This is a genomic window from Rodentibacter sp. JRC1 (assembly GCF_020521555.1).
In the GTDB taxonomy this organism is placed as follows: Bacteria; Pseudomonadota; Gammaproteobacteria; order Enterobacterales; family Pasteurellaceae; genus Rodentibacter; species Rodentibacter abscessus.
Genome location: NZ_BPWA01000001.1, coordinates 478,035 through 500,742 on the forward strand (window position 1 = coordinate 478,035; position 22,708 = coordinate 500,742).

General features: G+C 42.1%; 17 protein-coding genes, 5 tRNA genes, 3 rRNA genes and 1 pseudogene. 8 read left to right on the plus strand and 18 right to left on the minus strand.

Annotated elements, in window-relative coordinates:
* Positions 1-37 precede the first annotated feature (37 nt).
* The 5 genes from HEMROJRC1_RS02145 to nudC all read right to left on the minus strand — a co-directional run bounded on the left by HEMROJRC1_RS02145 (position 38) and on the right by nudC (position 3,851).
* Complete coding sequence (locus HEMROJRC1_RS02145; RefSeq protein ID WP_226691417.1) at positions 38-811, minus strand: DeoR/GlpR family DNA-binding transcription regulator; 774 nt, start codon at positions 809-811, stop codon at positions 38-40.
* A 134-nt stretch (positions 812-945) separates the two neighbouring features.
* Positions 946-1,218, minus strand: a complete 273-nt coding sequence (locus tag HEMROJRC1_RS02150; RefSeq protein ID WP_194811676.1) for an HU family DNA-binding protein — start codon at positions 1,216-1,218, stop codon at positions 946-948.
* A gap of 145 nt (positions 1,219-1,363) precedes the next feature.
* Positions 1,364-1,954: a YjaG family protein gene (locus HEMROJRC1_RS02155; RefSeq protein WP_226691418.1), complete on the minus strand. Its 591-nt coding sequence runs from the start codon at positions 1,952-1,954 to the stop codon at positions 1,364-1,366.
* A 9-nt stretch (positions 1,955-1,963) separates the two neighbouring features.
* Complete coding sequence (gene hemE, locus HEMROJRC1_RS02160; protein ID WP_226691419.1) at positions 1,964-3,028, minus strand: uroporphyrinogen decarboxylase; 1,065 nt, start codon at positions 3,026-3,028, stop codon at positions 1,964-1,966.
* Positions 3,009-3,851 (minus strand): NAD(+) diphosphatase, encoded by an 843-nt coding sequence (gene nudC / locus HEMROJRC1_RS02165; RefSeq protein WP_226691420.1) that lies wholly within the window; start codon positions 3,849-3,851, stop codon positions 3,009-3,011. Before nudC ends, hemE begins: the two co-directional genes overlap by 20 nt.
* 206 nt (positions 3,852-4,057) lie before the next feature.
* Here nudC and HEMROJRC1_RS02170 point away from each other — a divergent pair, with 206 nt between their 5' ends.
* Positions 4,058-4,930, plus strand: a complete 873-nt coding sequence (locus tag HEMROJRC1_RS02170; protein WP_226691421.1) for a DMT family transporter — start codon at positions 4,058-4,060, stop codon at positions 4,928-4,930.
* A gap of 216 nt (positions 4,931-5,146) precedes the next feature.
* Here the strand turns inward: HEMROJRC1_RS02170 and HEMROJRC1_RS02175 are convergent, their stop codons facing one another.
* Positions 5,147-6,028 carry a pirin family protein gene (locus tag HEMROJRC1_RS02175; RefSeq protein WP_226691422.1) on the minus strand — a complete coding sequence of 294 codons (882 nt, stop codon included), beginning with the start codon at positions 6,026-6,028 and terminating at the stop codon, positions 5,147-5,149.
* Between the two features lie 247 nt (positions 6,029-6,275).
* Between HEMROJRC1_RS02175 and HEMROJRC1_RS02180 the strand changes: the two genes are divergently transcribed.
* From HEMROJRC1_RS02180 to HEMROJRC1_RS02200, 5 genes and pseudogenes are all read left to right on the plus strand, one after another.
* Positions 6,276-7,049, plus strand: a complete 774-nt coding sequence (locus HEMROJRC1_RS02180) for an amino acid ABC transporter substrate-binding protein (protein WP_226691423.1) — start codon at positions 6,276-6,278, stop codon at positions 7,047-7,049.
* The gene (locus HEMROJRC1_RS02185; protein ID WP_226691424.1) at positions 7,033-7,749 is read left to right on the plus strand and encodes an amino acid ABC transporter permease; all 717 of its coding nucleotides are present in this window, start codon (positions 7,033-7,035) and stop codon (positions 7,747-7,749) included. The genes HEMROJRC1_RS02180 and HEMROJRC1_RS02185 overlap by 17 nt, the downstream gene beginning before the upstream one ends.
* A 10-nt stretch (positions 7,750-7,759) precedes the next feature.
* On the plus strand, positions 7,760-8,527 hold the full coding sequence (locus tag HEMROJRC1_RS02190; RefSeq protein ID WP_226691425.1) for an amino acid ABC transporter ATP-binding protein: 768 nt from the start codon (positions 7,760-7,762) through the stop codon (positions 8,525-8,527).
* Positions 8,528-8,645: 118 nt separating this feature from the next.
* Complete coding sequence (locus tag HEMROJRC1_RS02195; protein ID WP_226692911.1) at positions 8,646-9,488, plus strand: DUF817 domain-containing protein; 843 nt, start codon at positions 8,646-8,648, stop codon at positions 9,486-9,488.
* 166 nt (positions 9,489-9,654) lie between these two features.
* A pseudogene (locus HEMROJRC1_RS02200) lies at positions 9,655-9,819 on the plus strand (transposase); the annotation flags it as partial.
* Positions 9,820-9,988: 169 nt separating this feature from the next.
* On the opposite strand, the gene rrf reads toward HEMROJRC1_RS02200, so the two are convergent.
* The 9 genes from rrf to wecA all read right to left on the minus strand — a co-directional run bounded on the left by rrf (position 9,989) and on the right by wecA (position 17,030).
* Positions 9,989-10,104: ribosomal RNA gene (gene rrf / locus HEMROJRC1_RS02205) — 5S ribosomal RNA — on the minus strand.
* A gap of 122 nt (positions 10,105-10,226) precedes the next feature.
* Positions 10,227-13,123 (minus strand): 23S ribosomal RNA (locus HEMROJRC1_RS02210).
* A gap of 359 nt (positions 13,124-13,482) precedes the next feature.
* A tRNA-Ala gene (locus HEMROJRC1_RS02215) sits at positions 13,483-13,558 on the minus strand.
* An 84-nt stretch (positions 13,559-13,642) separates the two neighbouring features.
* Positions 13,643-13,719: transfer RNA gene (locus HEMROJRC1_RS02220), tRNA-Ile, on the minus strand.
* 83 nt (positions 13,720-13,802) lie between these two features.
* Positions 13,803-15,337 (minus strand): 16S ribosomal RNA (locus HEMROJRC1_RS02225).
* Together the 16S, 23S and 5S rRNA genes with 5 tRNA genes alongside form the textbook arrangement of a ribosomal RNA operon.
* Before the next feature lie 175 nt (positions 15,338-15,512).
* Positions 15,513-15,589: transfer RNA gene (locus HEMROJRC1_RS02230), tRNA-Pro, on the minus strand.
* Positions 15,590-15,607: 18 nt separating this feature from the next.
* A tRNA-His gene (locus HEMROJRC1_RS02235) sits at positions 15,608-15,683 on the minus strand.
* Positions 15,684-15,713: 30 nt separating this feature from the next.
* A tRNA-Arg gene (locus HEMROJRC1_RS02240) sits at positions 15,714-15,790 on the minus strand.
* A gap of 175 nt (positions 15,791-15,965) precedes the next feature.
* On the minus strand, positions 15,966-17,030 hold the full coding sequence (gene wecA / locus HEMROJRC1_RS02245) for a UDP-N-acetylglucosamine--undecaprenyl-phosphate N-acetylglucosaminephosphotransferase (protein ID WP_226691426.1): 1,065 nt from the start codon (positions 17,028-17,030) through the stop codon (positions 15,966-15,968).
* A gap of 121 nt (positions 17,031-17,151) precedes the next feature.
* Between wecA and hemL the strand changes: the two genes are divergently transcribed.
* Positions 17,152-18,435 (plus strand): glutamate-1-semialdehyde 2,1-aminomutase, encoded by a 1,284-nt coding sequence (gene hemL / locus HEMROJRC1_RS02250; protein ID WP_226691427.1) that lies wholly within the window; start codon positions 17,152-17,154, stop codon positions 18,433-18,435.
* Positions 18,436-18,592: 157 nt separating this feature from the next.
* Here hemL and HEMROJRC1_RS02255 read toward each other — a convergent pair whose 3' ends face one another.
* Positions 18,593-19,459, minus strand: a complete 867-nt coding sequence (locus HEMROJRC1_RS02255) for a DMT family transporter (RefSeq protein ID WP_226691428.1) — start codon at positions 19,457-19,459, stop codon at positions 18,593-18,595.
* Positions 19,459-20,262, minus strand: a complete 804-nt coding sequence (locus HEMROJRC1_RS02260; RefSeq protein ID WP_226691429.1) for a hypothetical protein — start codon at positions 20,260-20,262, stop codon at positions 19,459-19,461. Before HEMROJRC1_RS02260 ends, HEMROJRC1_RS02255 begins: the two co-directional genes overlap by 1 nt.
* Positions 20,263-20,368: 106 nt before the next feature.
* On the opposite strand from HEMROJRC1_RS02260, the gene HEMROJRC1_RS02265 reads away from it, so the two are divergent.
* Positions 20,369-21,031 carry a trimeric intracellular cation channel family protein gene (locus HEMROJRC1_RS02265; protein ID WP_226691430.1) on the plus strand — a complete coding sequence of 221 codons (663 nt, stop codon included), beginning with the start codon at positions 20,369-20,371 and terminating at the stop codon, positions 21,029-21,031.
* 75 nt (positions 21,032-21,106) lie between these two features.
* On the opposite strand, the gene HEMROJRC1_RS02270 is transcribed toward HEMROJRC1_RS02265, so the two are convergent.
* A complete protein-coding gene (locus tag HEMROJRC1_RS02270) occupies positions 21,107-22,702 on the minus strand; it encodes a xylulokinase (protein ID WP_226691431.1) in 1,596 nt (531 codons plus the stop codon).
* Positions 22,703-22,708 lie beyond the last annotated feature (6 nt).

Consider the following 22,708-nt stretch of genomic DNA (forward strand, 5'->3'; position numbering starts at 1 on the left):
TTTATAAATAAAAAATGATTGTCGTTTTGACCGCACTTTATACACAAAGCACTTCGACACCTTGCACCGAAATGGCTTGTTTATCTTGTTCCGACAGCCCTTTATCTGTTATCAATACATCAATTTGCTGCCAAGTTAATTCTAGATTCGGCATTTTTCTACCTATTTTCTGGGATTCAACCATAACGATAACCTCCCGCGATACTTCTGCCATCACTTGGCTTAAACCGACCAATTCATTGAAAGTTGTTGTACCTCGCGCCAAATCAATGCCATCCGCGCCAATAAAAAGTTGGTCAAAATCATAAGATCGCAGCACTTGCTCCGCCACTTTACCTTGAAAAGATTCTGAACGGGTATCCCACGTTCCTCCTGTCATTAACAGTGTAGGTTCATTCTCTAAAGCACGAAGCTCCGTTGCCACCGAAAGGGAATTCGTCATCACAATCAATCCCTGCTTACGATTAAGTTGTTTAATCAGTGCAGTAGTGGTACTGCCGCTATCCACAATGATTCGATTGTGATCACGAATACGCTCTGCCGCGGCCCTAGCTATGACTTGCTTTCGTTCCGAAAGTTCATCATTTTCGCTTTCATCAATAATTTCTTTCGGCATTAAAATGGCACCACCATATTTACGCAGCAAAAAACCGCTTGTTTCTAAGGCGGTAAGATCTTTACGAATAGTAACTTCTGAGGTTTCAAACAAATGAACAAGTTGTTCTACACTCACCTCCCCCTGTTGTTGAAGAAGTTGCATAATCGTGTGACGACGCTGTTGTGTATTGCGAGGGTGATGATTTCGTTTCATTTGGCTACCCTAGATAACTTACGATTTAAATTTCGGTTCGAAAGTTTATAAAAGTGCGGTTATTTTGTAAAGGGAATTTTAGACGACAAAAAAACCCTGCCACATAGCAGGGTTCATCATCAATAATAAATTAATTATTTGATCGCATCTTTTAATGCTTTACCTGATACGAATGCAGGTACTTTAGATGCCGCAATTTTGATCTCCGCACCGGTTTGTGGGTTACGACCGGTACGTGCTGCACGTTGATTTACTTTGAATGTACCGAAACCGATTAATTGTACCGGCTCGCCTTTTTTAAGGCTTGCAGTGATCGCCTCTAAAGTTGCTTCTAACGCTGCCTTAGCTTGTTTTTTATTTAGCTCTGCAGCCGTTGCAATTGCATCAATTAAATCTGTCTTGTTCATAACTTGTACCTTTTTGTTAATTTAATCCATTTCTTTGATCAAGCTCGCTGCCAAAGCATTTTCCTAGGCAACAGCTGGCGATGAGGATAATCCAACTTTTAATGAAATAAAAGCACGATTTTCAAATTTTGTGATAAATCTCACTTTATTGGTCGATTTTTACACCAATATTGGATATCCCCTCAGTCCTAATTTCGTTTTTTAGATCAAGAATCAGTTCAATATCACGTTTTTCACATTCCTTTAACAAACGATAAATTTGCCATTGCACGTCTAATTCCGTCTGAATATCCTCGCTTTCTTTTAGTTCGGCTTCGGAAAAATCACGGCAGTTTTCTGTTTCTAATAATGCAGTCACCGTTCCTAAAGAAATTCGACTAATTTCGACCGCTCTTTCTAAAGTTTCGCCTGCAATAATGGCATGTACCGTTTCGACTAAGGCTTTGCAAGCATCGAGCGCAGGAATTATGCCGAAAGTATCGTGTTCATTCACATTAGGAATAATGTTCTCTAATTTTTCCAACTGATTTTCAAAATTAATTTTCGCATCTTTTATCGTTAAATATTCCCAGACAAGATTAAGAACATTTTGATAAATTTTTGCCGCCGCTTCTTGCTTGGTGATTTGACAAAATAATTTAAAATTAGGCATCATACGTTCGCATAACGCAGTCATAAAAGTGAGATGTTGCCAACTTTCAAGATTTTCTAAACGCTTATGAATGGGATTTCTCATCGCCTTTCCTTATTTATGATAAGCTTTGGAATATTCGTGAATCGCATCAACAAAGATTTTCGGTGCGCTTTCCGGCACATCTTGATGAATACCATGACCAAGGTTAAATACGTGGCCGCTTCCTTCCCCAAAATCGGCTAAAATCGACCGCACTTCTTGTTGAATACGTTCTGTCGGTGCATAAAGCACGCTCGGATCCATATTGCCTTGTAAGGCAACCTTATCACCGACTCGAGCCTTCGCGTCAGCAAGGTTTACCGTCCAATCTAAACCAATGGCATCACAGCCCGTATTGGCGATGGCTTCCAACCACAAACCGCCACCTTTGGTAAATAAAGTGATCGGCACCGGGCGACCTTCATTCTCACGAATCAATCCCTCTACGATTTTATGCATATACTGAAGGGAAAAATCCAAATATTCACGATGTCCCAATACACCGCCCCAAGTATCAAAAATCATCACCGATTGCGCACCGGCTTTGATTTGCGCATTAAGATAGAGAGTGACAGCCTCAGCCAACTTATTAAGCAATAAATGAAGTGTTTGCGGCTCCGCATACATCATTTTTTTGATTTTGCCGAAAGTTTTACTTGAACCGCCTTCCACCATATAGGTAGCCAATGTCCACGGGCTACCGGAAAAACCGATAAGCGGTACTTCACCTTTCAATTCTTGACGAATCGTACGTACGGCATTCATCACGTATTGCAATTCTTGTTCCGGATCCGGAATGGGTAAATTTTCTACCGCACTTTTATTTTCAATCGGACGGGCAAATTTCGGCCCCTCGCCGACACCAAAACTCAAGCCTAATCCCATCGCATCAGGAATCGTTAAAATATCAGAAAATAAAATTGCCGCATCCAACTCATAGCGGCGCAAAGGTTGTAAGGTAACTTCGCAAGCCAGTTCTGCGTTACGACAAAGCGACATAAAATCGCCGGCTTGTGCACGGGTTGCTTTATATTCCGGCAAGTAACGCCCTGCTTGACGCATCATCCACACCGGTGTGTAATCAACCGGTTGACGTAATAAGGCTTTTAAATAACGATCATTTTTCAACACTGACATTTGGGCTTCCTTTTTGGTTATTTTCCACTTGTTTTGTTTTACTTTCTGCCTCGCAGAGTTCAAGCGTAGCATGAATTAATTTGCGTGCGATAGTACCCGTTGGGGGTAATTCTGGCAAGGGTTGTTTGTAAGAAAACCACTGTGCATCGTGAATTTCCGCTTCTTGTAAACGGATTTCACCGCTTTCGTAATCTGCTAAAAAACCTACCATTTGAGAATTAGGAAACGCCCAAGGCTGACTGCCGAAATAACGAATATTTTTGACCTGAACCCCCGTCTCTTCCAATACCTCTCGGCGAACGGTTTGTTCAAAGGTTTCGCCCGCTTCCACAAAACCGGCAAGGGTAGTATACATTCCACCGTTCGGGTGATAATGGCGTTTGTGATTGGCAAGTAAAATTTCCGTCCCTCGGCGCACTGCAACAATAATCGAAGGACAAATCACAGGATAGCTGCGATAACCGCAATTCGTACACTGCACGGCAAGTTCGTCTTCCGTTTGCTTGGTTTGATGACCGCACTTTCCACAGAATTTGTGTGTTTTAAAAAAATGATTGATTTCTACGCCACGATTCAATAAATAAAATTTTTCTTCAGGTAATGAAAGTTGATCGCGTAACCCGACATAATCCCGTTGATCATTATCCTGTTCTTCCACAAGCCATAGTTTTTGCCCCTCCCACTCGCCAATCACCATACCTTTTAAATCCTCAATACCTAAGGATTGTGCCGTCCCCAAAGGTAATTCTCCATTTATTAGATGAAGGTTGGAAGCCTTAGTAAATAACCAATAACCGATATCCGAGGCGTTAATCATCTTCATAAAATCTTCTCCAAAAACGACCGCACTTTACGATCTGTATTCACACAAAGGACTATTATAGACCGATTACTCCAATGGCTTTCAAAAAGTTTAGAATAATTAAACATAAAGTGCGGTTAAAAATAGAAATTGTTCCGAATGTTTTGCTATCTTTTCTAATGAGGCGTAAATTAGTGTGAGTTAAAATCAATAAGGATAATCTGATTATGAAAATACATTCCCCGCCCTCACTTTATCATCGCGCGATTATCTTTATGATTTCCGCTTATTTCAGCATTACCCTAATGAATGTGTTTGTGAAAACGGCATCCGATACTATTCCCGCCAGTGAAACGCTCTTTTCACGCTTTCTAATCGGTTTGTTGTTCTTACTGCCTTTTATGATTAAAGACCGAGATTTCAAAGTGGAAATAAGTCAGTGGAAGTTCTTGGTGTTACGAAATTTGGCAGGTGTAGTCAGTATGTTGATTAATTTCTATGTGGTAAAATTTTTACCGCTCTCGATCGCCGTTTTGCTGATGAATACTTCCGCGCTGTTTATTCCGGTTTTACTCCTCTTTTTCCATCAAAAAACACCGCTTAATGTGTTAGCACTTAGTTTGATGGGGTTTGTAGGCGTATCCATTATTTTACTTACCAATCAAAATGATTCTTTTGAGCCGATCTACGTATTAATCGGTTTAAGCGGTGCTATATTGGCGGCGATGGCGTTTATTAGTTTGCAAGAGCTGAATAAACATAATTCCCCCAAAAATATTGTGTTTTACTTCCATTTAATCGGTACTTTATTGCTCCCCTTATTCTTTTTCCCGCAGTGGAAAATGCCGAATCTATATGAATTAGGGCTTCTTCTCTTTGTCGGTGGATTCGGGCTCATATTCCAACTGCTTTTGACCCGTGCATTCAAATACGCACCGGCAAATGTGATTACACCTTTTGCGTTTACAGGCGTAATTTTCTCCAGTCTATTTGACTGGCTTATTTGGAAACACATTCCAAACCTTTATTTTTGGATTGGAGCTGTGGTGATTATCCTTTCAGTCAGTTTATTGGCAAAAGTGCGGTCAAAAAAATGTTAGTTTTTCGATATTAGTACCCTACGCCCGATAAAAATTCTCCTTATGCAGCTGCCACATAATACTGTCGTTTTTTGCATATTGGCTTTCCAACCCCTGTTGTTAAACATAACTATCCCTTTGGGTAATTGCTTATAGAAATTAAGGTTATAGGACTGATAACAGCCTCATCATTCACAAAAAAACCACCCTTTCGGGTGGTTTTGCTTTTTGTTTATTTTAATCTAGGCGACCGAATCGTCCGTTGCGAACATCATTGAAGGCATCAATAATTTGCTCTTTGGTATTCATCACAAAGGGACCATAACCTACAACAGGTTCATTAAGGGGTTCACCGGTTAACATCAACAATTTTGCTTCATTGTTTGCTTCAATCAACACATCCGCCTCACCACGCTCGAAAGTAACTAACTCACCTCGGCGGGCAATGGCATTTTCCCCCACTTGGATCGTGCCGTCCAATACCAAAATAATCACATTATGGCTTGCCGGAACACGGAATTTGTGAGTGGTATTGGTATTCATTGTGATATCCCACATATTAATCGGGCTGAAAGTGCTTGCTGCACCTTTGACATCAAGCAATTCCCCTGCAATCACCCGTACAGAACCCGCATTATTCGGTAACGCCACCACCGGAATATCTGCCGATTTGATCGCTTGATATTTTGGCGTTGTCATTTTATCTTTCGCCGGTAAATTCACCCAGAGTTGCACCATTTCAAATAAACCGCCCTCTTTTGCGAATTTTTCAGAGTGCATTTCTTCGTGCATAACACCGGAACCTGCGGTCATCCATTGCACATCGCCCGCGCAGATTGTTCCGCCACCGCCATGCGAATCACGGTGCGAGACTTCACCTTGATACGCAATGGTAACGGTTTCAAAACCACGATGCGGATGCTCTTCCACACCACGCAAATCAAATTCGGAATTATCACGGCGACCACCTTGGAAAAATTTCGGCGGGTTGTAATCCATTAAAAGGAACGGATCTAAATTTTTGTCTTTGTCATGATAGCTAAACATTGAAGATACGTGGAAGCCATTACCTACCCAGTGTTTTTCCGGTGAAGTGAAAACATTTGCAACTTTTTTCATATAAAACTCTTTAATTTATTGTTAGAACCTATCATTCCGTTGATGGAAGGCATTATACTCTTGCTAAAATGTAGATAAATAACAGATTAATTAAAAAATATTTTACTTATAGTAAACAATAAACTTATCTCATAGATGTTTTATAACTAAAACATCTAACTCATAAATAAATCGTCTTGTTTTTTCTTGGAATTGATTTTTATAATCCAACCATTGCAAAACAACAGCTTACTTAGGAATTCTAACAATGAAAAAATCATTTTTTTCGACCGCACTTTTAGCCACAGGGTTAGCACTTTCAACGCTTGCCAATGCTGGGGAAATAACCGATCGCGTGGAAAAAACCAAAACATTATTAGTGGGAACGGAAGGGACTTATGCTCCGTTCACATTCCACGATAAAGACGGTAGACTGACCGGCTTTGATGTAGAAATCATTGAAAAAGTCGCACAAAAATTAGATTGGAAAGTAGAATTTAAAGAAACAGCGTGGGATGGAATGTACGCCGGTTTAAATGCAAAACGTTTTGATGTCATCGCAAACCAAACCAATCCTAGCCCGGAGCGTTTAAAAAAATATGATTATTCCGCACCTTATAACTATTCCGCCGGCGTTATCGTTACGAAAGCAGACAATAACGGTATTAACCGTTTTTCGGATTTAAAAGGTAAAAAATCAGCTCAATCCGCAACCAGTAACTGGAGCAAAGAAGCCCGAGAAAATGGAGCGATCATTGTAACAGTCGATAGCCTTGCACAAAACCTTGAGGCGGTGAAACAAGGGCGAGTTGATGCCACGGTAAACGATAAATTAGCCGTGCTTGATTATTTCAAAAAACAACCGAATGCCGGTTTAAAAATTGCCGTAGAAAGTGATAAAAAAATCCCTACCGGCTTTGCATTTTTAAAGGGTGAAGAACCGTTGATTGCAAAAGTAAATCAAGCTCTTGAGGAATTGCGCCAAGAGGGTACATTAAAACAACTTTCAATTAAATGGTTCGGCGATGACATTACTCAATAACTTGTTAGCCAATCTTCCCTTTATGACCACAGAACGGGCTGATTATGTTATCAGCTCGTTTTGGCCTATGTTGGAAGCGGCAATTTTATATACCATTCCCCTTGCGGTCATTTCCTTTTCTTTCGGCTTACTGATTGCTGTCATTGTTGCGGTGATCTGTACTTTGCCACAACCTAGCCTTCCCACAAAAATATTGCAAACCATTTGTCGCGCCTACATTTCCCTTATTCGCGGCACGCCAATGTTGGTGCAAATTTTTATTATCTTTTATGGCTTACCTGAAGTCGGCATTACACTTGATCCTTTCCCAACCGCCATCATTGCTTTTTCTATCAACATCGGCGCCTATGCGGCGGAAACCGTGCGTGCTGCGATTCTCGCTATTCCAAAAGGACAATGGGAAGCCTCTTATGCTATCGGAATGAACTATCGACAAGCTTTCGTGCGTACCATTATGCCGCAAGCTTTACGTATTTCCGTGCCTTCTTTATCTAACACCTTTATCAGTACGGTAAAAGATACTTCCCTCGCCTCATTGGTTTGGATTGCAGAATTGTTCCGCGTAGCGCAAAACATTACCGCCGAAAACTATGAGTTTATTCTAATTTATAGTGAAGCCGCACTGATTTATTGGGCGTTCTGTTTCATTCTAGCGATTGCGCAAACACGTTTGGAAAAGCGTCTTTCCCGCCATTTATAAGGAATCGTCTATGTTAAAAGTGACTAATATTCATAAGAATTTCAGCGGAAATCAGATACTGAAAGGGATTGATTTTGAAATCAATAAAGGAGAAGTTGTCGCAATTTTAGGTCCTTCCGGTTCAGGAAAAACGACCTTTTTACGTTGTTTAAATCTATTAGAACGACCTGAACAAGGCATATTGGAATTTACCGATGGGAGTTTACACATTGATTTTAGTAAGAAAATCACTAAAACCAGTGAACTTAAATTACGCCGCCGTTCTTCTATGGTTTTCCAACAATATAATTTATTTCCCCACCGTACCGCCCTTGAAAATGTGATGGAAGGAATGGTGACAGTGCAAAAACAACCTAAAGCGCAAGCTCGTGAAAAGAGTCTCACACTATTAGAAAAAGTCGGGCTAAAAACCAAAGCGGAATTATTTCCGTCTCAACTCTCAGGTGGTCAACAGCAACGCATAGGCATTGCGCGTGCGCTTGCGGTTCAACCCGATTTAATTTTGTTGGATGAACCTACTTCGGCACTTGATCCGGAATTAGTAGGAGAAGTTCTACAAGCACTCAAATTGCTCGCACAAGAAGGTTGGACGATGATTATCGTTACCCATGAATTGAATTTTGCCAAAGAGGTGGCGGATCGTGTAATTTTGATGGCGGATGGCAATATTGTAGAACAAAACAGCGCAGAACAATTTTTTACCAATCCTCAAAAAGAACGTACCAAACAGTTTTTATTACAAGCAAAAATCCCCATAGATTTGGATTATTGTATTTAGCAAAAAACACAATAAAAAGTGCGGTCAATTTTATTGATTTTCTATCAATAGGTTAAGCTCCCAAATATGGCTTTATCTTGGTAGAATAAACCGATAGTAAGGAAAAAACTTAATGCAAATATTAAATAAAATTGACCGGTTCTTGATCTACCCGCCTAAATGGAAAGGATCAAAATCACTAGGCTATATGCTTGAATTTCTTTTTTTCGGTATTAAAGAAGCAAGAGCTTGTTTATTCGCAGGGTTATTTTTCATTGCGATGTTTTGTGTTCCGAAAGCCGGTATTTTCGGTATACCACGCTATGATGTTCTACTCATTTTTGCAGTTTTAGTACAAGCTTTAATGTTTTATTTCAAACTGGAAACTTTAAATGAAATCAAATCTATCACGCTTTTTCATCTAATCGGTTTTCTATTAGAAATATTTAAAACATCAGCTGCAATAAAATCTTGGGCATATCCTGATTTTGCCTATACTAAAATTCTCAATGTACCTCTATTCACCGGTTTTATGTATGCGGCTGTCGGAAGCTATATTATTCAAGCTTGGCGATTGTTTGATATTAAAATACACAGCCACCCTCCTTATTGGCTTGCTACACTAACGGCAACCCTTATCTATATTAATTTCTTTACCCATCACTATATCGGTGATTATCGTTGGTATATTGCCGCTTTCGCACTCGGTCTTTATGCACGTACCAGCGTCTCTTTTGTTCCTTACTATACTCGCAGGAAAATGCCTTTATTACTTGCTTTTTTCTTGATCGGTTTTTTCATTTGGTTGGCTGAAAATTTAGGAACGATAGCAGGCATTTGGCAATACCCGAATCAAATCGGTGCTTGGTCGATGGTGCATATCAGTAAATGGAGTGCTTGGTCTTTATTAGTGATGATGACCTTTGTTATCGTAGCAAATCTTAAGCACATAAAAAATACTATTGCTGTTTCAAAAGATTAAGACTTGCTCATCAAACCTTATAGTGAATTAAATTAAAGTCATAGCAGACAAAATGATTGATATTTTCGGTATTATGTAGCAGCTGTATAAGACTAAAAAACATACAATAATGCCACTTTTAAAACGATAAAAGGATAGTAAACGCTATCCTTTTGTTCAAACTACATTATTTACTTTTGAAAAATATCCTGAATTAAATATAGAAAAGGCGATAAATAGATTAGAAGGGTTATTTAAAGAACTCAAATAAAAACTGAGCACTCATCAAGGTTTAACAAAGCGACATAAGATAATGTTTATAAACGATTTTCTTAATAAAAAGAGTTGGTGATTATTAAAAAATAATAAGAAACAATACTTTTGTTTACTATACCTTCAACGTTCATTTTCACTCTCAGTCAGTAACTCAAAAAACCTGCAAAAGTAAGTAAGCCAAAATTTAGTCGTGAAATAACAAAACCCCTTGAACTCTACCAGTCCAAGGGGCTTGATATGTTTGAACCCGGCGGTGCCCTACTCTCACATGGGGAAACCCCACACTACCATCGGCATTACGGCTTTTCACTTCTGAGTTCGGTATGGGGTCAGGTGGAACCTCCGCACTATCGCCGCCGGGATAATCCTTCGATAACTGCTTCTTTCTCTTTAAACAATTGGTCACAAGCCGAAAAATCTTCTCCAAAATCTCTCTTATCTTTCTCATTCAGTCAGTTCGCTTCAAAAACACTTGAGCGTTGTATAGTTAAGCCTCTCGGGCAATTAGTATGGGTTAGCTCAATATCTCACAATACTTACACACCCCACCTATCTACGTCTTAGTCTTAAACAACCCTTACTCTCTTATAGAGTGGGAGAACTCATCTTAAGGCAAGTTTCGTGCTTAGATGCTTTCAGCACTTATCTCTTCCGCACTTAGCTACTCGGCAATGCATCTGGCGATACAACCGAAACACCAGTGGTGCGTCCACTCCGGTCCTCTCGTACTAGGAGCAGCCCCTCTCAATTCTCCTACGCCCACGGCAGATAGGGACCGAACTGTCTCACGACGTTCTAAACCCAGCTCGCGTACCACTTTAAATGGCGAACAGCCATACCCTTGGGACCTACTTCAGCCCCAGGATGTGATGAGCCGACATCGAGGTGCCAAACACCGCCGTCGATATGAACTCTTGGGCGGTATCAGCCTGTTATCCCCGGAGTACCTTTTATCCGTTGAGCGATGGCCCTTCCATGCAGAACCACCGGATCACTATGACCTACTTTCGTACCTGCTCGACTTGTCCGTCTCGCAGTTAAGCTTGCTTATACCATTGCACTAACCTGACGATGTCCGACCGTCATTAGCAAACCTTCGTGCTCCTCCGTTACTCTTTGGGAGGAGACCGCCCCAGTCAAACTACCCACCAGACACTGTCCGAGTACCCGTTACAGGCACTTCGTTAGAACATCAAACGTTAAAGGGTGGTATTTCAAGGATGGCTCCACGATAACTGGCGTTACCGCTTCAAAGCCTCCCACCTATCCTACACATCAAAATTCAAGGTTCAGTGTCAAGCTATAGTAAAGGTTCACGGGGTCTTTCCGTCTAGCCGCGGGTACACCGCATCTTCACGGCGATTTCAATTTCACTGAGTCTCGGGTGGAGACAGCCTGGCCATCATTATGCCATTCGTGCAGGTCGGAACTTACCCGACAAGGAATTTCGCTACCTTAGGACCGTTATAGTTACGGCCGCCGTTTACTGGGGCTTCGATCAGGTGCTTCTCAAACGATTACACCATCAATTAACCTTCCAGCACCGGGCAGGCATCACACCCTATACGTCCACTTTCGTGTTTGCAGAGTGCTGTGTTTTTAATAAACAGTTGCAGCCAGCTGGTATCTTCGACCGGTTCACCCTTCGTGAGTTAATCACTACAAGCTACGCCGGCGCACCTTCTCCCGAAGTTACGGTGCTATTTTGCCTAGTTCCTTCACCCGAGTTCTCTCAAGCGCCTGAGTATTCTCTACCTGACCACCTGTGTCGGTTTTCAGTACGGTTTAGTAAAGCCTGAAGCTTAGTGGCTTTTCCTGGAAGTGTGGTATCGGCAACTTCTTGTCCGTAGACAATCGTCATCACGCCTCAGTGTTATGGTGTTCCGGATTTGCCTAAAACACCCACCTATACGCTTAAACAGGCATATCCAACAGCCTGCTTGCCTAACCTGCTCCGTCCCCACATCGCAGCTTTACCAAGTACGGGAATATTAACCCGTTTCCCATCGACTACGCTTTTCAGCCTCGCCTTAGGGGCCGACTCACCCTGCCCCGATTAACGTTGGACAGGAAACCTTGGTCTTCCGGCGAACGGGTTTTTCACCCGTTTTATCGTTACTTATGTCAGCATTCGCACTTGTGATACGTCCAGCAAACCTCTCGATTCACCTTCATCCGCTTACACAACGCTCCCCTACCCAACAGAATTAATCCTGATGCCGCAGCTTCGGTGCTATATTTGAGCCCCGTTACATCTTCCGCGCAGGCCGACTCGACTAGTGAGCTATTACGCTTTCTTTAAATGATGGCTGCTTCTAAGCCAACATCCTAGCTGTCTAAGCCTTCCCACTTCGTTTCCCACTTAATATAAACTTTGGGACCTTAGCTGGCGGTCTGGGTTGTTTCCCTCTCCACGACGGACGTTAGCACCCGCCGTGTGTCTCCTGAGTATCACTCTTCGGTATTCGTAGTTTGCATCGGGTTGGTAAGCCGGGATGGCCCCCTAGCCGAAACAGTGCTCTACCCCCGAAGGTGTCCGCTCAAGGCTCTACCTAAATAGATTTCGGGGAGAACCAGCTATCTCCCGGTTTGATTGGCCTTTCACCCCCAGCCACAAGTCATCCGCTAATTTTTCAACATTAGTCGGTTCGGTCCTCCAGTTAGTGTTACCCAACCTTCAACCTGCCCATGGCTAGATCACCGGGTTTCGGGTCTATACCTTGCAACTAAAACGCCCAGTTAAGACTCGGTTTCCCTTCGGCTCCCCTATGCGGTTAACCTCGCTACAAAATATAAGTCGCTGACCCATTATACAAAAGGTACGCAGTCACCCTTTCAGGCTCCCACTGCTTGTACGTACAAGGTTTCAGGTTCTATTTCACTCCCCTCGCCGGGGTTCTTTTCGCCTTTCCTTCACAGTACTGGTTCACTATCGGTCAATCAGGAGTATTTAGCCTTGGAGGATGGTCCCCCCTTCTTCAGACAGGATATCACGTGTCCCGCCCTACTTATTGTCAGCCTAGTACCACAATGCACCATTCGAATACGGGACTATCACCCTGTTTCGTTCAACTTCCCAGTCGATTCTTCTTAATACACTGCTATCACTGACGGCTACTCCGCTTTCGCTCGCCGCTACTCACGGAATCTCGGTTGATTTCTTTTCCTCGGGGTACTTAGATGTTTCAGTTCTCCCGGTTTGCCTTGCTTAACTATAGATTCATTAAGCAATAGTAGATTCTTCATCTACTGGGTTTCCCCATTCGGATATCTCGGGTTAAACGCTTCTTATCAACTCACCCAAGCTTTTCGCAGATTTGCACGTCCTTCTTCGCCTCTGATTGCCAAGGCATCCACCTTGTACGCTTAGTCACTTAACTATACAACCTCAAGTGCTTTCAATACCAAACACTTTAGCTGTTATTTAATCTAACTAAACACTCGATTGCTTTTGTTCAATCAAGATTTTTATTACTCAGACTTTCTTCTATCCGCTTTCGCAGACTTAAAAAAATCTCTCAGTTTTCAGCTTGTTTCCAATTTGTTAAAGAACAGTCAGATAATCTTTTTCAGTTATCATCGTTAAATAAACTTAAAGGAAAGATAATAAATATAAGACAGGATAAGATAAACTTAGGTAAAAACCTGTATCGCCTACTTATTTTTCTCTTTATCCTTATTATCCTTGCTCTCTTTTCTTTCGGATTTCCAGCAAAACAATTTACTTAACGATGATAAGTGGTGGAGATAAGCGGGATCGAACCGCTGACCTCCTGCGTGCAAGGCAGGCGCTCTCCCAGCTGAGCTATATCCCCTTTCATCATTTGCTCATAACGGTGTAGAGATACCACACCCGCTTATGAACCTTTTCCATTACACCTTTTCACTCACTCTCAGAGTGGTGGGTCTGAGTGGACTTGAACCACCGACCTCACCCTTATCAGGGGTGCGCTCTAACCACCTGAGCTACAGACCCAAGGGTAATGCGATTTTCTGTGCTCTCTTGTCTACAATCTATCAGCCAATCTGTGTGAACACTTGTTATCGCTCGTCTCTAACTAAGGAGGTGATCCAACCGCAGGTTCCCCTACGGTTACCTTGTTACGACTTCACCCCAGTCATGAATCATACCGTGGTAAACGCCCCCCTCGCGGTTAAGCTATCTACTTCTGGTACAACCCACTCCCATGGTGTGACGGGCGGTGTGTACAAGGCCCGGGAACGTATTCACCGCAACATTCTGATTTGCGATTACTAGCGATTCCGACTTCATGGAGTCGAGTTGCAGACTCCAATCCGGACTTAGACGTACTTTCTGAGATTCGCTCCGCATCGCTGCTTCGCTTCCCTCTGTATACGCCATTGTAGCACGTGTGTAGCCCTACTCGTAAGGGCCATGATGACTTGACGTCATCCCCACCTTCCTCCGGTTTATCACCGGCAGTCTCCTTTGAGTTCCCGTCCAAAACGCTGGCAACAAAGGATAAGGGTTGCGCTCGTTGCGGGACTTAACCCAACATTTCACAACACGAGCTGACGACAGCCATGCAGCACCTGTCTCTCAGTTCCCTAAGGCACTCCAATATCTCTATCGGATTCTGAGGATGTCAAGAGTAGGTAAGGTTCTTCGCGTTGCATCGAATTAAACCACATGCTCCACCGCTTGTGCGGGCCCCCGTCAATTCATTTGAGTTTTAACCTTGCGGCCGTACTCCCCAGGCGGTCGATTTATCACGTTAGCTACGGGCGCCAGAGTTAAACCCCAACCCCCAAATCGACAGCGTTTACAGCGTGGACTACCAGGGTATCTAATCCTGTTTGCTCCCCACGCTTTCGCACATGAGCGTCAGTACATCCCCAAGGGGCTGCCTTCGCCTTCGGTATTCCTCCACATCTCTACGCATTTCACCGCTACACGTGGAATTCTACCCCTCCCTAAAGTACTCTAGCTACCCAGTATGAAATGCAATTCCCAGGTTAAGCCCGGGGATTTCACACCTCACTTAAATAGCCGCCTGCGTGCCCTTTACGCCCAGTTATTCCGATTAACGCTCGCACCCCCCGTATTACCGCGGCTGCTGGCACGGAGTTAGCCGGTGCTTCTTCTGTGAATAACGTCAATTAATAAGGGTATTAACCTCATTACCTTCCTCATCACCGAAAGAACTTTACAACCCGAAGGCCTTCTTCATTCACGCGGCATGGCTGCGTCAGGGTTCCCCCCATTGCGCAATATTCCCCACTGCTGCCTCCCGTAGGAGTCCGGGCCGTGTCTCAGTCCCGGTGTGGCTGGCCATCCTCTCAGACCAGCTAGAGATCGACGGCTTGGTAGGCCTTTACCCCACCAACTACCTAATCCCACTTGGGCTCATCCCATGGCAAGAGCTTTACGCCCCCTTTTATCTCCCGATATTATGCGGTATTAGCTACCGTTTCCAGTAGTTATCCCCCTCCATAGGCCAGATTCCCAAGCATTACTCACCCGTCCGCCACTCTCTCGAAAAAAAGCAAGCTCTCTTCCGATACCGTTCGACTTGCATGTGTTAAGCCTGCCGCCAGCGTTCAATCTGAGCCATGATCAAACTCTTCAATTCAAAAGTTCAATCGCTCAATAAATACTGACTAAAAATTATTTACCTTTAAAAGTAAAGTAAAAATGAATCTCAAGTTAAGCACTTATTAAGACTTCAAAATTAAAATTTATTTTAAACAAGTCAATCAACAAGTGCCCACACAGATTGTCTGATACATTGTTAAAGAGCAAAAAATTGGTCGGCGAGATAGGATTTGAACCTACGACCCACTGGTCCCAAACCAGTTGCGCTACCAAGCTGCGCTACTCGCCGATATAACATCACAAAAGATGGGGTGGCTAATGGGATTCGAACCCACGACAACTGGAATCACAATCCAGGGCTCTACCAACTGAGCTATAGCCACCATAAATTTCGTTTTCATTTTGCACTGACCTGGCGCGCTCGACAAGATTCGAACTTGCGACCTTTGGCTCCGGAGGCCAACGCTCTATCCAACTGAGCTACGAACGCGTTGCTGCGTCGTTGCGGGGCGTATATTAATGATTTCAAAATATCTTGTCTAGCACTTTTTTGTAATTTTTTTTTAAGAGATAATTTTTTGCTCAATTTGTATAGATTTTATAAATATTCTAGATTTGATAAAAAGAAAAAGGAGAACCTTATTCCCCCTTTTCACTACCTTTTATCACTTTGTGCGTTTTGCTCTTCTTCTTACACGCCTTACCCAACGAGTAATTCGCCACGCTCTTGTAATAGAATAAACATAAAGGAAGAAAAGAATGAAGAACCCAATAAACATCGCCCATTCATTTACATAATAAACCTCACCGAGAATACCAATCATCGCACAAACGGCTGAAACAAAAGTGATCAAAACAAACGCCTGACGAGAAGTCAAACCCGCACGCACCATTAGGTGATGAACATGCAAACGATCCGGACGGAACGGACTTTTACCTTTACGTAAACGGCGATAAATAATCGCCACCATATCAATCAAAGGGATTGCAATAATCCAAAGTGCAGTCACAGGGTTCATAGGATGCCCTTTCCCTTGTGTACTCAGTAACAAAATCCAAATAATGGTAAAACCAATCAACGTACTACCTGCATCCCCCATAAATACTTTATATTTCGGTCCGAACGGAATCCCCAAATTCAACATTAAATAAGGCAACATTGCGGCAATCAATGCGAAACTCCAATACGCCATATCCATTTGGCCGTCACGAAACATCAAAAGACCAATTGCAGCAAAAGAGACGCAGGATAAGCCGCCCAGCAGCCCATCGATTCCATCAATCATATTGAAGGCGTTAATAATCGCAATAGTTGCAAATACGGTGATGATCAAACCGATCGATCCTAATGTTAATTGAAACGGCCCCAGAATTTGCCCTAAATGATCAAGATAAACGTTTCCCAGATCGATCATCAAAATCGCCAATACCGCTTGAATCCCCGCACGTAAAAACGGGCTGATATCAAAACGATCATCCAAAATACCGATAGCAAGTAATACGAAAATACTAAACAAATATAAATAAGGAAGACGAAGTTGATCCCATTCCATTAGGTAATAGCAAAAATTTCCCATAAAAAGCGATACGCCTCCAATAAGAGGTATCGCCCCTGAATGACGTTTACGATAATTCGGTTTATCCACCAAACCGATTCGGTTTGCAATCGGGCGCATAACAATCAATGTGAGAAATGCGCCTAGAAAAGTAACAATAAGACTTAATAACATATGTTGACCTTCAACTTTTTTGCAAAGCATAGCATAAGGAAAATTTAGCAAGAAAGATATTTTTAACAAAGCCTGCATTTTTCAGTACAATAACCGCATTTTTTACACTTAAGGAAAAACAATGACAAATTCAACCGCACTTTTTTCCCGTGCTCAAGAAATTATCCCCGGTGGTGTAAACTCTCCGGTTCGCGCTTTCAAAGGTGTAGGCGGCACGCCTGTTTTCATTCAAAAAGCACAAGGTGCTTATATCTATGATGCCGATAACAAAAAGTACATTGATTATGTCGGCTCTTGGGGGCCAATGATTCTAGGACACAATCACCCGGCTATTCTAAACGCCGTACTTAAAACCGCAGAAAACGGTTTAAGTTTCGGTGCACCTACTCCATTAGAAATTGAGCTCGCAGAACTTGTATGCGAGCTTGTTCCTTCCATTGAAATGGTGCGAATGGTAAGTTCCGGCACGGAAGCGACAATGACGGCAATTCGTTTGGCAAGAGGTTATACCCAACGGGATAAAATCCTCAAATTTGAAGGCTGTTACCACGGACATTCGGATTCACTTTTAGTAAAAGCCGGTTCCGGAGCATTAACCCTTGGGCAACCTAGCTCTCCGGGTGTACCGGAAGATTTTGCCAAACACACCCTTACCGCAGAATACAATAATTTAGATTCCGTCAAAGCCTTGTTTGAACAGTTTCCGAATGACATCGCCTGTGTGATCATCGAACCCGTTGCCGGTAATATGAACTGCATTCCGCCTAAAGAAGGCTTTTTGCAAGGATTGCGTGAACTTTGCGATCAATACGGTGCACTTTTTATTATTGATGAAGTTATGACAGGTTTCCGTGTAGCCCTTGCAGGCGCACAGTCTTATTATGGCGTTACTCCGGATCTGACAACCCTTGGCAAAGTGATCGGAGGCGGTATGCCTGTGGGAGCGGTGGGCGGAAAAAAATCCGTGATGGAATACCTTGCTCCGACCGGTCCGGTTTACCAAGCCGGAACGCTTTCAGGCAACCCTATCGCAATGGCAGCCGGTATCGCCTGTTTAACCGAACTCAAACAAGCCGGTAACGAACAACAATTATCAGCCAAAACCGCCAAGCTTGCCGAAGGCCTTAAATCCCTCGCAAAAAAACACGATATTCCGTTGTGCGTACAATATGTAGGTGGAATGTTCGGGATATTCTTCACCGAACAGGAAAAAGTGGAAACCTACCAAGATGTGATGAAATGTGATGTACAAGCCTTCAATCTATTCTTCCATAAAATGCTGGAAAAGGGTGTGTATCTCGCTCCAAGTGCTTTTGAGGCAGGTTTTATGTCCCTCGCTCATTCCGATGAAGATATTGACCGCACTTTAGCGGTAGCCGATATCGTGTTTGGTGAGATGAAATAATATGATGCGTAAGGACGCTATACCGGCGTCCTATAATTTTATCTCATTGATATTGTTGCAATTCTTATCAGTGAATGCCAATTATAGTATCTCTACCCTCATTAAAATAATACCTTGCGCAACAGCGACATAATTCCCCAAAAATTAACCGCACTTTTTATCGTTTAACAGAACCTAAATAAATAGCAAACAAGGTTAAAGCCGCCCCCAGCCATTGCCAAGTGTTGATAGCTTTATGCAAATAAAAATAATCAATCAGCAATGCCGCTACAGGCTCAGTCAACAACAATAACCCTGTTAATCCCAAAGAGAGCAAGGGAATGGCATAAGCTATCATTCCCCAAGCGACACATTGCATCACCGCACCATAAATCACAATCAATCCCCAATCAGCCCAAGTTGTCGGGTAAAGACTCATTGGGTTAAAGATTAACGAAGGAACAATCAAAACCACCGCACCGCTCAAGCTAATAATTAGCATTAAAGGAAATAAAGCGGTGGGTTCTTCTTGGTGGACATTTTTTATCATTACCATTGAGCCCGCCAACATTACAGCTGAGGCAAAACCAATCACAATGCCGTAAATGCCATCAATATTGTGTTGCAATTCCTCACCGGCAATTAAGCCTACGCCCACCACAGCAAGAAGCAAGCTTAATAACTGTAATTTACTTTGTCGTTCTGAAAAGAACACAAATCCTATCGTGGCAAGACAAAAAATTTGTAAGCTATTCAGTAGTGTTGAAATGCCCGGTCCTACTGCATAAATACTTTCGTGCCAAAAGGCAAGATCAAAAGCAAGAAAAATACCGGAAAGTGCGGCATAAAAAATCGCTTTTTTACTTTTAGGAAACTGCTGGCTTTTTAATTTCATCAAAAACCAGAAAATTCCCGCAGCAATAAATAACCGCCAAAAAGCAATTGCATAACCGCCAACCGGTACGAACTTAACAATCAGACTACCTAAACCGAATAAAACACAGCCTACTACTAAAATTGAGGCGGCATAAGATTGTCGTTCCATTAAATAAACTCCATCCATAAAGGTAGGCAGACCGTAATAAATAGCAGAATAAATAAGCTATTAATACTTAATGCCCATTTTTTAATGCTATGCAACACTAAAATTGCGGCAATCATAAAATGACAAATAAAATAGATCCCATAAGCAAAAAGACTTTCAAAATCGACCGCACTTTCTAAATCGTTTATGAGTAAGAAAACAAAAATCACCAAAGCATTTACAGCAAGCAATGTAATCATTGCCAAAGGCAGTAATGCGATAAATCCTTGCAAACGACTGCACGCAATAACCAGCATTAAATTAGCAAGTATCACACCGGCTAAAATAAGAGCAGCAGGGTTATATGCAGCAAATGAGGGCAACGGTAACAAACTCAATGAAAGGAAATAACTCAACATCCCCAATCCTGTTACTAAAGTTGCCATCAATAAAAAACTATTACGGATCTTTTCTTCCTTCGGCTGTTTGCAAATAAAATAGACTACTGATAAACCGCACACGCTCATTACAGTCTCAAACATATCCTTATAATTCGGCAAAAGACTGATAATGAGCCATATGACCCAATATAAAGCAAAGGCTGAATTTACCTTTATCAACCGTCCACGTTGCCCCGGACAAATCTCGCCTTTATAAAATACGAGTAAGGCAATCAACTGTGCCGTTAATACGCCAAAACTTAAATGAGAAATCGCTTTAGATTGCGATGATAAAGAAAACATAAAAATATCGACAGTAAGTACCATTCCAACTGAAAACAGCGAAAGCAGTATTGCAAGAGATTTTGAAGATTGTTCTGACATAATGATGAAAGTCGGAAAAAAATAATGCGTCATTATGCTAAAAATCCGCCTGCTTTTGAAGTAGAATGAGTGCAATTTCAACCGCACTTTATATATAGGAACATCAATGTTACTCAGCATCTTATACATTATAGGTATAACTGCCGAAGGAATGACCGGTGCATTAGCCGCCGGTAGGGAAAAAATGGATATTTTCGGCGTGATAATCATCGCTTCCGTCACGGCTATCGGGGGCGGTTCTGTGCGTGATGTATTATTGGGGCATTACCCCCTTGGCTGGGTAAAACACCCTGAATATTTCTTAATTGTCGCAAGTGCCGCAGTCATCACCGTTTACGTTGCCCCTTTCATTAATCACTTTATGCGCTACTTCCGTACGATTTTCTTAGTGTTAGATGCCATGGGGTTGGTGGTTTTTTCCATCATTGGAGCGCAAATCGCCTTAGATATGGGACATGGTATCACCATCGTTTGCATAGCCGGTTGTATCACCGGTGCGTTCGGTGGCGTATTACGCGACATGCTCTGCAATCGTATTCCACTCGTATTCCAGAAAGAACTTTATGCAAGTGTTTCCTTATTCGCCACACTCACTTATTTAGGTTTAACCTCACTTCAAATAGAGCATACGCTTTCCGTATTAATTACCTTAATCAGCAGCTTCACCCTACGATTGCTCGCCATCCGCTTTGAATGGGGTTTACCGGTATTTAACTACCAAGAACTCAGCCCGGATCAACAGGATAAATTACCGAAGAAAACGAAATAAAAAAGACAATGTACCATAGCACAAAGATTGAAAACGTATTTTTGGTAAAACCTCTCCCAATATCGTCTTTACCTGCTATTTGACTAACCGCTCAATAGCAGATTGAACAATCGGGATTCCTTGTTTGTAGCGTTCAATAAACTGCTGATAGCCTTCCGTTATTGCTTTTTCAGGGTAAACCAGCTTCATTTCCACTTGGTTAAAAATACATTTATCTAAATATTCTTCTAAAGAATAATGGTTGGTTTTCATCAAAAAATTGGCTAACAATGCAATCCCCCACGCCCCACCATTTGAAGCCGTATTCATCGTAGCAAGGGGAATATTCAGCGCAGAAGATAAAATTTGCTGAGCAATATTTTCTGTTTTAAAGATACCGCCATGTCCTAAAATGCGTGTAATACTCACTTTTTCCTGCTGTAATAAAATATCCATTCCTAATTTCATTGCACCAAATGCAGTGTAAAGATGAACCCGCATAAAATTTGCCAAATTAAATTTAGCATTGGTCGGGTGTAAAAATATCGGACAACCTTCAGATAATCCCACATTATGTTCACCGGAATAGAAACCGTAAGAAAGTAAACCGCCACATTCAGAATCCCCTTGTAATGCTTGTAAGAAAAGCGTTTCATAAAGTTCTTCGGTACAAATTCTTACGCCAAACGTCTGCAAACATTCTCCTAAGAGACTCACCCAAGCATTAATATCGGACGTGCAGTTTTGTGCATGTGCCATTGCGACCAATTTTCCTGAAGGTGTCGTAACAATATCCAGTTCAGGATAAACCTTTGACAATGCCTTTTCTAACACGATCATTGCAAAAGCTGAGGTACCGGCAGAAATATTACCGGTTTTTTCTCTTAAACAATTTGTTGCAACCATTCCCGTTCCGGCATCACCCTCAGGCGGACAAAATATAACACCGGATTGTAAATTGCCGGTAGGATCAAGTAATGCTGCACCAAGTGCGGTCAATTTTCCTGCCGGTTTTCCTGCAATTTTAACTTGAGGCAAAATGTCTTGTATTTTCCAAGCATAGTTTTTATGTCGAATTAATTGATTAAACCGATTTATCATTTCTTGATCATACCGGTTTTCTTCCACATTAATCGGAAACATTCCTGAGACATCACCAATCCCTAAAACTTTTTCTCCTGTTAATTTCCAATGAACATAACCTGCCAAAGTGGTTAAATAATCCAGCTTTTCCAAATGAGGCTCTTGATTTAATACTGCTTGATACAAATGAGCGATACTCCAACGTTGTGGAATCGGATATTGAAAAAGATTTGTTAATGTTTGTGCCGCCAACGAAGTAATATTATTACGCCAAGTTCTAAACGGAACCAGTTGATTTCCTTGCGAATCAAATGCTAAATAGCCATGCATCATTCCGCTAATCCCAATCGCTTGAGCCTGCTTGATTAGCGTGCGATATTTTTCTTTTACCGTCATTTGCAGATCATAAAAAGCGGCTTGAAGCGTTGACCAAATTTCTTGTTGATGATACGTCCAAATATTATTGATTAAGCGATTTTCCCAATCTGCACCGCCTGTCGCCAAAATTGCCCCTTCTTGATCAATCAATACAGCCTTCACCCGAGTAGAACCCAATTCAATACCAATGATAATATTTCCCGATTCGATTAAAATTTTTTCATTTTGCATTTTCTA